This is a genomic window from Kitasatospora sp. NPDC004723 (genome assembly GCF_040609255.1).
GTDB lineage: Bacteria > Actinomycetota > Actinomycetes > Streptomycetales > Streptomycetaceae > Kitasatospora.
Window position 1 is genome coordinate 37762 of sequence record NZ_JBEXJT010000010.1, and the last position, 12492, is coordinate 50253.

Here is a 12492-nt window from a genome sequence, read left to right on the forward strand (position 1 = left end):
GTGATCGGCCGGCGTTAACGCCATGATCGGGACGAGGTCACTCCGGTTCACTCGTTCAGGTGGCAGCCAGGCATGTGACCGATGGATTGCCCCGGGCCGGACCTACCTTTCTGCTGTCGGACCGAACAGGTGTGGGGGAGCCGCGGCCGCCGGAGAACCCGGAGGGCGGCCGCGCGGGGGACTCCGGCAGCCGGTGGCGGTCGCCGGCCCGGCCGCGGTGCCCTGCGACGGACAGCCTTCCCCCGGACCGCCCCCGCGGAGCACGCGCCCGACGCGTCGCCCGCTCGGCCCGCTCAGCCCTCCACATCCGCCAGGTCCGCCCAGCCACCCGTCGATCCGCTCTGCTCTGGAGGTCCCCCGTGCGCGTTGCACTGCTCACCGAGGGTGTGCGCCCGCACGCCCCGCGTGGCACCGGCGGCTGGTGCGACCGGCTGGTGGACGGCCTGCGCGAGCACGACTTCGAGCGGTACGACGTCCGCACCGGGGTGCCGCGCCCGGCCGGCCGGACCCCCGGCGCGCTGCGCGGCCGTCGCCACGCCGCCGCCTACGAGCAGTTCGTCCGCGCCCTGCTCCACCCCGCCGACCGCGCCGCCTTCGGCCCACGCCTGTACCGGCTCGCCGACCTCGCCCGCGCCGACCGCGCCCTGCCCGCCTTCCTGGTCTCCGCCCACGCCCGCCGCGTGCTGGAGCGGGTCTGGCGCGCGCCCGGCGCCGACACCTCCGCCGGACGGCCCCTGGTCTGCGACGTCCTGGTCGCCGCCGACCTCCTCGAACGGTGCCTGCGGCCGCTGTCCGCCCCCTGGTACGGCACCGCCCCCGGCGGCCTGGGCGCCGCCGACCTCTGCCACGTCGTCGGCGGCGGCCCGGCCGCGCTGCCCGCGCTGGTAGCCAAGCAGCTGCACGGCGTCCCGTTCGTGGTCACCGAGCACGGGCCGCACCTGCGCGAGCAGTACCTCGACCACCACGGGGCCCGCCACCGGTGGCCGGTGCGGGCGCTGCTGCTCGCCTTTTTCCGGGCACTCACCGAGGAGACCTACCGGCAGGCCGCGATACTCACCCCCGGGAGCGCCCACGACCAGCGGTGGCAGGTGCGCTGCGGGGCCGATCCGGCGCGCACCCGGGTGGTGTACGAGGGCACCCCGGCGGTCGACCGCCCCGCCGCCGGCCCCGAACCGGCGGCACCCACCCTGGTCTGGGCGGGCGCCCTGGAACCGGGCCGCGACCCCGGACTCGCGCTGCACGCCTTCGCCGGGGTCCGCGCCGAGCTGCCCGCCGCGCGCCTGGTCGTCCACGGCGAGGAGACCGTCCCCGGCTACCGGGCGCACTGCGCGGCGGTCGCCGAACGGCTCGGGGTGGCCGGGGCGGTCGAGTTCGCCGGCCGGCCGCGCTCGGCGGACGGCGTCTGGGCCGACGGCACCGTCGTCGTCTTCTCCGCGCTCTCCCAGCGCCGGCCCGGGCCGCTCGCCGACGCGATGCTGAGCGGCCGCGCGGTGGTCGCCACCGACGTCGGGGTGGCCCGCGAGGTGCTCGGCCCCACCGGGCTGCTCGTCCCGCCCCGCGAGCCGCGGGCCCTGGCCGGGGCCTGCCTCGCCCTGCTGCGCGACGAGGAGCGCCGGGCCCGCCTGGGGCTGGCCGGCCGCCTGCGGGCGCAGGAACGCTTCGCCGTCGAGCCGGTGACCGGGGCCTTCCGGGAGATCTACCTGGAACTCGTCTCCCACTGGCCGGCCTTCCCGACCCCGGCCCCCGCCCCCCGCCCCTTCACCCGCCCCGCCGAGTACTGGCTCACCGACCGCGGCCCTGCCCCGGTGACCGCTCGCCCCGCCGCGGTGACTCCGGCCCCGGCCGCCGGTCCCGCGATCGTGCCGCGGGCAGGCGCCGCCACGGCCTCGGCGGGTGCGTCGAGCGGGGGCCGTGGGGTGGAGGGTGTTCCCTCCGGTGGGCGGGCCGGTGCGGCTGGGGCGGCCGGGTGGGCCGGGGCGTTTGCGGAGGCGGTCTGATGGCGGGGGGCGGGGGTGCCGGGGTGGGGGAGGCGGTGCGGTCCGGGGAGGTGTCGGGGGACCCGGTCCGGGAGGTGATGGCCGAGTACCGGCTGCTCTGCGAGCGGGCCGTCGACCCGCTGGAGATCGCCGCCGGGCTGGAGGAGGCCGGGCTGGGCCCGGCGGTCGCGGCCCGGTGCCGGCACGCCGATCTGTTCTCGCTCGCCGAGGAGCTGTACGCCCGGGTGCCGCGCCGCCCGCCCGCCGAGGCGGCGGCAGGGCCGGAGGAGAGCTGGCAGCGGCGGTGCGGTGCCGCGGCGCGGACGGCGGTGGCGGCCGTGCTGCCGTGTGCGGCGGCGGTCTCCCTCGGCGGGGGCCGGCCCGTTCTGGCGGCGGCGGCCGTTCCGCTCGCGTTCGTGCCGGTGGCCGCCGGGCCGTCCGGCCCGGCCGGGCGCCTGCGCAGGGCGGGGGTGGCGGCGCTGCTGCTGGTGCCGTCGGCGGTGACGGCGGGCGGGCCGGGGGAGCGGCGGGTGGCGGTGGCGCTGGTGCTGGCGGCGGCGCTGTCGGCCGGGTCGGCGCAGTGGGCGGCCCGGTGGTTCCGGCAGGTCGGCCGGGGCCATCTGGGGGCGGCGGCGACGCTGGCCGAGTTCCGCTCCCGGATGCGGCCGGTGCTCCCGGTGGCGCTGGCGCTGCACCTGGCGGTGCTGGCCGTGCTGACCTTCGCGGCGCTCGCCGTGCTGACCGCCCTCGCGCCGCGCCCCGGGCCGGGGCACGGCGGCGGGCTGCTGCAGCTGGCGGTCGAGCGTGCCGGGCCCGCGCAGTGGGCGGGGCAGGGGGTGCTCGGCCTGCTGCTGGTGCTGACCGTGCTGCTGGCAGGCTGCGGCCGGACGGGGGCGGCCGGGCTGGGCGCGCTGGCGGGGGCGGCGGGCGCGGCGGTGTCCGCACCGTTCGCGGGCGGCGCGGTGGCGCTGGCCCTGCTGGTGTACGCGTGGCCGGTGCTGGCCCGTCCCGAGGCGCACCGGTGACCCGCCCCGCGCACGCCCGTGCGCGCCGACCGGCCGACCCGCCTGTTCCGCCCGTTCCGCTCGTCCCGTTCCGTCCGTTCGTTCCGCTCGATCTCCCGTTGTTCACTCGGACCCGCCAGGCCGCACCAGGTCTGGCTTCGTGGAAGGACACCCCCCGATGAGGGTGCTGCTGCTGGGCGCCGACGGCTTCATCGGCCGCCGGGTCACCGACCGCCTGCTCGTGGATCCGGAGTTGCAGGTGACGGTGCTCGGCCGGCGTGATTCCGCCGACATCCGTTTCGACCTGACCACCGGCAGTCCGGGGGCCCTGGCCCGGTTCCTGGACGCGGTCGCGCCGCAGGTGGTGATCAACTGCGCGGGCGCCACCTACGGCAGCTCGCGCACGCTGATCCGGGCCAACACGCTCGCCGTGGCGACGGTCTGCGAGGGCATCCGGCGCAGCCGGGAGCCCGCCCGGCTGGTGCACGTCGGCTCGGCGGCCGAGTACGGGCCGGTGCCGGGCGGGGTCCCGGTGCCGGAGAGCGCCGAGCCGCGCCCGGTGGGTCCGTACGGGGTGTCGAAGCTGGCCGGGACGGAGCTGGTGCTGGCCTCGGGGCTGGACGCGGCGGTGCTGCGGGTGTTCGACGTGGTGGGGCCGGGGGCGCCGACCGCCTCGCTGTTCGGGCGCCTCGCGGAGGGCCTGCGGCGGGCGCTGGAGCGCGAGGAGTCGCAGGTGCGGATGCCGGACCTGTCCGGATACCGGGATTTCGTGGACGTGCGGGACGTCGCGCGGGCGATCCAGGCGGCGGCGGTGTCGGCGGCGACGGGGGTGATCAACATCGGGAGCGGGCACGCCGTCCGGGCGCGCGAGGCGGCCCAGCTGCTGGTCCGGGCGTCGGGTTTCGAGGGGGCGATCGTGGAGGAGAACCGGCAGGTCGTGCTGCCCGCGCAGGCCGGCGGGCCGGTCGAGCACGTGCCGGGGCACGTGCTCGCGCACCACCTGCCGGGCCACCGTCCGGAGTCGCGGCCGGGCGAGGGACGGGCGGCCCCGGGCGAGCCGGTGCCGTGGCGGCAGGCGGACGTGCGCACCGCCCGGGACCGTCTCGGCTGGCGGACGCAGGTGCCGCTGGAGGAGTCGCTGGGCGACGTCTGGCTGGAGACGGCCTGCCGGGTCTGATCCTCCGGCACCGCGGGTCCCGGCCGGACCCGCGAGCCCGCGCGCAGGGCCCCGACAGGCCCCGGACGCCCCCACGGGGGCCGCTTCGGGGCCTGCTCCGTGGTCCCACCATCCGGCTCGGCCCGTCTCGCCCACCGGACGAGCTGTCTCGGAATACCGGAGCGGCATGACACTGTTGGCGTAGCAGAGCCACCTCGGTGGCGGAGCAACAAGCCCCTAGAGGTTGGCCCTGGCCACCTGAACTTGACGACCATCGGAGTCCCCGTGTCGCTGCCACCCCTGGTCGAGCCGGCCGACGAGCTCACCGTTGACGAGGTCCGCAGGTACTCCCGCCACCTGATCATCCCCGATGTGGGCATGGCCGGGCAGAAGCGGCTGAAGAACGCCAAGGTGCTGTGCGTCGGCGCCGGCGGCCTGGGCTCGCCCGCGCTGATGTACCTGGCGGCGGCGGGTGTGGGCACGCTCGGCATCGTCGAGTTCGATGTGGTCGACGAGTCGAACCTGCAGCGCCAGATCATCCACGGCCAGTCGGACATCGGCCGCTCGAAGGGCGAGTCGGCGCGGGACTCGGTCAAGGAGATCAACCCCTACGTCGACGTGATCCTCCACGAGGAGCGCCTCGACAACTCCAACGTCATGGAGATCTTCTCCGGCTACGACCTGATCGTGGACGGCACCGACAACTTCGCCACCCGCTACCTGGTGAACGACGCCGCGGTGCTGCTCGGCAAGCCGTACGTGTGGGGCTCGATCTACCGCTTCGACGGCCAGGCGAGCGTGTTCTGGGCCGAACACGGCCCCTGCTACCGCTGCCTCTACCCGGAGGCGCCGCCGCCGGGCATGGTCCCGTCCTGCGCCGAGGGCGGCGTGCTGGGCGTGCTCTGCGCGTCGATCGGTTCGATCCAGGTCACCGAGGCGATCAAGCTGCTGGCCGGGGTCGGCGACCCGCTGGTCGGCCGGCTGATGATCTACGACGCCCTGGAGATGAACTACCGCCAGGTGAAGGTCCGCAAGGACCCGAACTGCGCGGTCTGCGGCGAGAACCCGACCGTCACCGAGCTGATCGACTACGAGGCCTTCTGCGGCGTCGTGTCGGAGGAGGCGCAGGCCGCGGCCGCCGGTTCGACGATCACCTCGAAGCAGCTCAAGCAGTGGCAGGACGACGAGGAGGACATCTACCTCATCGACGTCCGCGAGCCCGGTGAGTACGAGATCGTCAGCATCCCCGGCGCGGTGCTGATCCCGAAGAACGAGTTCCTGATGGGCAACGCGCTGGAGCAGCTGCCGCAGGACAAGAAGATCGTGCTGCACTGCAAGTCGGGCGTCCGCTCGGCGGAGGTGCTGGCCGTGGTGAAGTCGGCCGGCTTCGCCAACGCCGTCCACCTGGGCGGCGGCGTGCTCGGCTGGGTCAACCAGATCGAGCCGCACAAGCCGGTGTACTGATCCCGAACGTCCGGAAGGGCCCGCTCCGGCGGGCCCTTCCGCATGTCCGGCGACCTACAGCGCGCCCTTGCGCTGGAGCACGTTGTAGGAGATCCAGCCGGGCAGCACCGGCAGCCAGAAGGTGAGCGCCCGGTAGAGGAAGACCGCCGGGGTGGCGACGGACGTCGGCACGTCGGCGAAGGTCAGCGCACTGATCAGCGCGACCTCGATCGGGCCGATGCCGCCGGGGGTGGGGATCGCGGAGCCGGCCGCGTTGGCGGTCAGGAAGACCACGGCGACCGCCGAGAAGGAGATCGAGCCGCCGAAGGCCCGCACCGAGGCGTCCAGGCAGGCGGTGAAGGACAGGGTCAGCAGCAGGATGCCGCCGAAGCCGGTGATCAGCTTGCTGGGCGTCTGCATCAGGTCGAGCATCCGGGGCACCACGCCGAAGAACAGCGAGCGCAGCCGGTTCAGCACGAACCGCCGCAGCGGGGCGACCGCCGCGACCACCAGGGCCAGCACGGCGGCGCTCAGCACACCGATGATCACCGCGCGGGAGGCGGAGAGGTCGCCGTTGGTCTGGCTGCCGGTGATCAGGCCGAAGCTGAACAGCAGCAGCAGGTGCCCGGCCAGGCCGGCCAGCTGGGAGGCGCCGACCGAGGCGACCGCCTGGCCGGAGCGGATGCCCGCCTTCTGCAGGTAGCGGGTGTTCAGCGCGATGCCGCCGATCGCCGCCGGGGCGACCAGCTTCACGAAGGACCCGGCGAGCTGGGCGGCCACGGTGCGGCGGAACGGCAGCTTCTCCGGGACGAAGCCGGTCAGGCTCATCGACGCGGCGACGTAGGAGAACGCGGCCGCGGCCAGCGCCGCCGCCGCCCACGCCCAGTCCATCTGGGAGAGCTTGAGCTGGGCCGGCTTGACGGTGGTCAGCGTCAGGTAGGCGGCGAAGGTGAGCGCGACCACCATGATCAGGCTCTTCGGCTTGAGCCGCTCCAGCTTGGCCGGCTCCATCGGCGCCTCGGGGGCGATCTGCAGGATCTGGGCGCGGATCCGGCTGAGCAGGTCCTCGCCGGCGGCCGCGATGTCCTCCTCGGCCTGCTGCTGGGTCCGCTCGCCCGCGGCGACCTGTTCCAGCGCCCGGGCCCGGGCGGCGGCCTTGCGCTCCTTGGTGACCTTCTTCAGGTCGACGCGGGTCGAGCGGCTCATGCCGACCGGCTGCAGCAGCGGCAGCGCCTGGGCGACCCGTTCGGCGCCGAGCACCGCGTTGGCGGTGGCGACGGTCCGCTCGGGGCCGATCCGCAGCGCGAAGGTGGTGAGCAGCTGGGCGACGTCGATGCGCAGGGTCAGGTCGGTGGCGGCGATGTCGCCGCCGGAGAGGTTGACCAGGCACGCCGCCTTCTCGTCGACGACCAGCAGCGACTCGCCGGTCAGCCGGCGGTGGGCGATCCGGCGCTCGTGCAGGGCGGCGACCGACTCCCACAGCGAGGCCATCACCTGGTCGGTGACCTCCTCGTCGGCGAGGTCGTCCAGGGTGCGGCCCTCGACGTTCTCGTAGACCAGGATCGCGGCGTCCGGGCCCAGCTCGGAGGTGGCGACCAGCTGCGGGGCGCGGGCCCCGGAGGCGGCGGCCGCGTAGGCGATCAGCGCCTCCTGCTCCAGCGCCTGGCGCAGCGACTGCGGGCTGCGCCGCACGGCCACCGAGCGCAGCCGCAGCCGCCGCCAGGCCCGGTAGAAGAAGCCGGAGGCCTGCTGCTCGCGGTCGACGATGTGGACGTCCAGCGGCGGGCCGCTCTGCTGGGCGACCAGGTAGCGGCGGGTGCCGCCGGGGGCGTCGGGGGCGCGGTGGGCGCTCGCCGGGGTGAAGCCGACCTTGCGCAGGCCGATCATCAGGTGCTGGCCGGTGGGCCGGATGTTCGGCGAGCCGATCGCGTAGAGGGTGCCGTAGGCGACGGACCAGCCGATCAGCACGGTGAGCAGCAAGGACAGCGGGGTGGTGTAGCCGCCGAGCAGTTCGGTGATGCCGCTGAAGACGACGACCACCCACAGGGCGACCCGCCACCGTGGTCTGCTCGACATGCCGACGGCCGTCATGTAGGCGATCACCGGGGCGAGGTAGCCGTGCACCGGGTCGGTGAGGGTGCCGACGGAGTCCAGCGGGAAGCGGGTCAGGGCGTCCCGGATGTGCTCGGAGGCGCCCTCGGCGACCCACCAGTCGATGCCCAGCGAGACGCCGTAGGCCAGCACCGAGGCGAGCACGCCGTCGGCGACCCGCAGGCCGTCGCGCTTGATCAGCCGTTCGACCGCGAAGGCGAGCGGGACGGCCAGCACCGCGACGTTGGAGATCAGGCCGGTGATGGTGGAGAGCACCGGGGAGAAACGGGGCGCGTTCTCGGCGATGTCGATCTCGATGCCGGTGGTGGTGGAGGTCGCCACCCCGGCCAGCACGAAGACCGCGACGATGCCGAAGACGCCGGCCAGGAAGCGGATGAGGTCGGAGGGCCGGTGCGCGCGGGCGGCGAGCAGCGGTTCGTCGACGTCCAGGTGCGGGGCGTCGTCCAGCGGGTCGTGGCCGGGACGCGGGCCGGGGTCGTCCGGCGGGACCAACGCGGACGGGGCGGTCGCGGACGGCACGGGCGCGGACGGCGCGGGCCCCGCCGCCTCGGGCGCGGTCGGCTGGTTCGGTACAACGGCGGGGGCCCCGGTCGCGGGGCGGGCCGGCTGCGGGCTCTTGATCGTCCGGTCCTTGATCAGGGAGACTTCCGGTGGTGTCGCGGCGTCGGCGTCACCGCCGCCGCCTGCGGGCATGCTGTCGGAGGACTCGTCGGAGCCCTCGTCCACACCCACGTCAGCCGTCCCGGTCATCTGGTCTTGTCCTCGTATCACCACTCACCGCCCCGAAGATGGTGGCATGCCTCGGCTCCCCGCGCTGGACAGGGGCCGGATCGGGCGCGGCGGATCCTGCCCACCGGGCCCGCGGAGCGGCCGGATGCGGAAGAATGCCGCAGGTGACGGACGACACCCACGACGCTGGCCCCGGCGAGCTGCCGCCCTTCGCCGAACTGGTGCTCGACCTGACCGAGCGGATTCCACCCGGCCGGGTGATGACCTACGGAGACGTCGCCGAGTACCTCGGCCAGGGCGGCCCCCGGCAGGTCGGCCGGGTGATGGCCCTGTACGGCGGCGCCGTGCCCTGGTGGCGGGTGATCCGTGCCGACGGCCGGCTGCTGCCCGGCCACGAGCACCGCGCCCTCGCCCACTACGGCGACGAGGGCACCCCGCTGCGCGAGCTCGCCGACCCGCCCCGGGTCGACCTGCGGCGCGCCCGCTGGGACGGCGGGCCCGTCGAGGGATGACCGGGGCCGGGGCCGGGACCGGCGGAATCCCGTGCGCGGACGGGAATGACGGAGCAGGACCGTAGGCTCGATACGGCGGGCCCCTCGGCGGGCCCGCCCGCAGTTGCCCGAGCACGACCCCCAGGACGTCCGTGACCTCCCCCTACCGTCTGGTGCGCAGCCCCCTCGTGCCGCCCGCCCCGCCCGAGCTCGACGCCTACCAGCGCGCCGTGGTCGAGCACGCGGGCGGCCCGCTGCTGGTGCTCGCCGGGCCGGGGACCGGCAAGACCACCACCCTCGTCGAGGCCGTCGCCCGGCGGATCGAGAACGGCGCGGACCCCGAGCGGATCCTCGTCCTCACCTTCAGCCGCAAGGCCGCCATGGAGCTGCGCGACCGGATGGCCGGGCGGCTCTCCGCCACCGCCGCCGGCGCCCGCGCCGCCGCCCCGCAGGCCACCACCTTCCACTCCTTCTGCTACGCCCTGCTCCGCGCCCACCAGGACCCGGCCGACTACGCCGAGCCGCTGCGCCTGCTCTCCGGCCCCGAGCAGGACGTCATGGTCCGCGAGCTGCTCGCCGGCGGCGCCGAGGACGCCCGGCGCGGCCGGTCCCGGATCGCCTGGCCGCTCGACCTGCGCGCCTGCCTCACCACCCGCGGCTTCGCCGACGAGGTCCGCGCCGTGCTCGCCCGCAGCCGCGAGCTCGGCCTCGGCGAGGCCGAGCTGGCCCGCTTCGCCGAGGGCGTGCGGCGCCCCGACTGGGCCGCCGCCGCGCACTTCCTCGCCGACTACCTCGACGTGCTGGACCTGCGCGGCGTCCTCGACTACGCGGAGCTGGTGCACCGGGCCGTGCTGCTCGCCGAACGCCCCGAGGTCGAGCGGGACCTGCGCGAGCGCTACGACGCGGTCTTCGTCGACGAGTACCAGGACACCGACCCCGCCCAGGTCCGGCTGCTGAGCCGGCTCGCCGGCGGCGGGCGCGAACTGGTCGCCGTCGGCGACCCCGACCAGTCGATCTACGCGTTCCGCGGTGCCGACATCAACGGCATCCTGGAGTTCCCGCAGACCTTCCGGCACGCCGACGGCCGCCCCGCCGACGTCAAGGTGCTGCGGGTCTCGCGCCGCTCCGGCGCCGTGCTGCTCGCCGCCGCCCGCGAACTCACCCGCCGGATGCCGATGGGCCGGCTGCCCGCCGACAAGCTCGCCCAGCACCGCGCCCCGCTGCCCGCCCGCGAGGGCGGCCGGGTCGAGGTCTCCACCTACCCGACCCCCGGCGCCGAACTGGACTCCGTCGCCGACCTGCTGCGCCGCGCCCACCTGGAGGACGGCGTGCCGTGGGGCGAGATGGCCGTCCTGGTCCGGGCCGGCGCCCGGTCCATCCCCGGGGTGCGGCGGGCGCTCGGCGCGGCCGGCGTCCCGCTGGAGATCGACGGTGACGACCTGCCGCTGCGCGAGGAGCCGGCCGTCGCCCAGCTGCTGCTCGCGCTGCGGGTCTGCGCCGAGCAGGCCGTCCGGAACCGGCAGGACGGCGGAGAGGACCGCGGGGACGGCGAGGAGGGGGAGGACGGCGAGGCCGCGGACGGCGGCGGCCCGGGCACGCCCGACCCGCTCACCACCGACCTCGCCCACGCCCTGCTCACCGGCCCGCTCGGCGGCCTCGACGGCGCCGACCTGCGCCGCCTCGGCCGCACCCTGCGCGAGGAGGAGCGCGCCGCCCTGCGCGCCGGGTCCGCGGACGGGTCCGCCGACGGCGCCGGAAGCGCGCCCGCCGCCGTGCCCCGCCCGGCCGGCGAACTCCTGCGCGAGGCCCTCGCCGAACCCGAGCGCCTCGCCGTCATCGATGCCCCGTACGCCCGCCGCGCCCACGACCTCGGCACCCTGCTGCGCAAGGTCCGCGAGTCCCTGGCCGGCGGCTGCACCGCCGAGGACGCCCTCTGGCAGCTGTGGGACGGCTCCCGGCGCTGGCGCGAGCGCCTGGAGCGGGCCGCCCTGCGCGGCGGCGCCGCCGGCCGCAACGCCGACCGCGACCTCGACGCGGTCTGCGCCCTGTTCGAGACCGCCGCCCGCGCCGAGGAGCAGGTCACCGGCCACCGCGGCGCCCTCGACCTGCTCGCCGAACTGGAGGCCCAGGACATCGCCGCCGACACCCTCACCGTGCGCACCGTGCGCCCCGAGGCCGTCCGGCTGATGACCGCTCACCGCGCCAAGGGCCTGGAATGGCGCCTGGTCGTCGTCGCCGGCGTCCAGGACGGCCTCTGGCCCGACCTGCGCCGCCGCGGCTCCCTGCTGGAGGCCGACCGGATCGGCCGCGACGGCCTCGCCGAACCGCTCACCCCCGCCGCGCTGCTCGCCGAGGAGCGCCGCCTCTTCTACGTCGCCGCCACCCGCGCCAAGGACCGGCTCGTCGTCACCGCCGTCAAGGCCCCCGCCGACGACGGCGACCAGCCGTCCCGCTTCCTGCGCGAGCTCTACCGCGAGGACGTCGACCCGCGCACCGGCCGCGTCCTGCGGCGTACCCCGCCGGTCACCGTCGAGGACGTCACCCACCGCCCGCGCCGCCCGCTCGCCGTGCCCGCGCTGGTCGCCGAGCTGCGCGCGGTCACCGTCGACCCCGCCCGCTCGCCCGAACTGCGCCGCGCCGCCGCCGAACGGCTCGCCGTCCTCGCCCTCGCCACCGACGACGAGGACCGCCCGCTGGTGCCCGCCGCCCGCCCCGAGAGCTGGTGGGGCCTGGAGGACCCGACCGCGGCCCCCGACCCGCTGCGCTCCGCCGACCTGCCGGTGCGGCTGTCCGGCAGCGGCCTGGAACAGCTGGAGAACTGCTCGCTGCAGTGGTTCCTCGACAAGGAGGTCAAGGCCCGCGGCACCTCCTCCGCCGCGCAGGGCTTCGGCAACGTCGTGCACGCCCTCGCCGACGAGGTCGGCTCCGGCCGCACCCCCGCCGACCTCGCCGTGCTGATGGAACGCCTGGACACCGTCTGGGACGCGCTGGCCTTCGACGCCCCCTGGAAGTCCCAGCAGGAGAAGACCGAGGCCCGCGCCGCCCTGGAGCGCTTCCTCGCCTGGCACGTGATGGCCCGCGGCCGCGACGTCGTCGCCACCGAGCACGGCTTCGACGTCACCCTCGACGCCGGCGGCGTCCAGGTGCGCATCCGCGGCTCGATGGACCGCGTCGAGAAGGACGAGGCCGGCCGCGCCTACGTCGTCGACTTCAAGACCGGCAAGCAGACGCCCACCGACAAGTCCCTGCCCGAGCACAAGCAGCTCGCCGTCTACCAGCTCGCCGTGCGCTCCGGCGCCCTCAACGGGCTGCCCGGCTTCGACGCCGCCTCCCCCGAGTCCGGCGGCGCCGAACTCGTCCAGCTGCGCAAGCCCGACAAGGCCGCCGCCGACGCGCCCAAGGTGCAGCGCCAGGACCCGCCCGAGGGCGAGCCGTGGATCGAGAACCTGCTCGCCGACGCCGCCGGGCGGATCCTCGCCGAGCGGTTCGTCCCGCAGACCGGCGGCGGCTGCGACCGCTGCGCCTTCCGCCGCAGCTGCTCCGCCCAGCGCGACGGCGCCCAGCTCGTCGAGTAGCGCAAC

General features: G+C 76.0%; 7 protein-coding genes. 6 read left to right on the forward strand and 1 reads right to left on the reverse strand.

Translation table 11 applies throughout. From position 1 onward, the window contains the following. Positions 1 to 359 precede the first annotated feature (359 nt). The 4 genes from ABZW10_RS13730 to moeZ all read left to right on the forward strand — a co-directional run bounded on the left by ABZW10_RS13730 (position 360) and on the right by moeZ (position 5600). Positions 360 to 1997: a DUF3492 domain-containing protein gene (locus tag ABZW10_RS13730; protein WP_355363720.1), complete on the forward strand. Its 1638-nt coding sequence runs from the start codon at positions 360 to 362 to the stop codon at positions 1995 to 1997. After that, complete coding sequence (locus tag ABZW10_RS13735) at positions 1997 to 3001, forward strand: hypothetical protein (protein ID WP_355363722.1); 1005 nt, start codon at positions 1997 to 1999, stop codon at positions 2999 to 3001. Before ABZW10_RS13730 ends, ABZW10_RS13735 begins: the two co-directional genes overlap by 1 nt. A gap of 157 nt (positions 3002 to 3158) precedes the next feature. After that, positions 3159 to 4157: an NAD-dependent epimerase/dehydratase family protein gene (locus tag ABZW10_RS13740; RefSeq protein ID WP_355363724.1), complete on the forward strand. Its 999-nt coding sequence runs from the start codon at positions 3159 to 3161 to the stop codon at positions 4155 to 4157. A gap of 264 nt (positions 4158 to 4421) precedes the next feature. Further along, entirely contained in the window at positions 4422 to 5600 is a 1179-nt protein-coding gene (gene moeZ / locus ABZW10_RS13745; protein WP_355363725.1) for an adenylyltransferase/sulfurtransferase MoeZ, read from the forward strand. A 54-nt stretch (positions 5601 to 5654) separates the two neighbouring features. Here moeZ and ABZW10_RS13750 read toward each other — a convergent pair whose 3' ends face one another. Then, entirely contained in the window at positions 5655 to 8441 is a 2787-nt protein-coding gene (locus tag ABZW10_RS13750) for a lysylphosphatidylglycerol synthase transmembrane domain-containing protein (protein ID WP_355363726.1), read from the reverse strand. A 134-nt stretch (positions 8442 to 8575) separates the two neighbouring features. Here ABZW10_RS13750 and ABZW10_RS13755 point away from each other — a divergent pair, with 134 nt between their 5' ends. Both ABZW10_RS13755 and ABZW10_RS13760 read left to right on the forward strand, forming a co-directional pair. Beyond that, the gene (locus ABZW10_RS13755; protein ID WP_355363728.1) at positions 8576 to 8932 is read left to right on the forward strand and encodes an MGMT family protein; all 357 of its coding nucleotides are present in this window, start codon (positions 8576 to 8578) and stop codon (positions 8930 to 8932) included. A gap of 131 nt (positions 8933 to 9063) precedes the next feature. Then, entirely contained in the window at positions 9064 to 12486 is a 3423-nt protein-coding gene (locus ABZW10_RS13760; protein ID WP_355363730.1) for an ATP-dependent DNA helicase, read from the forward strand. Positions 12487 to 12492 lie beyond the last annotated feature (6 nt).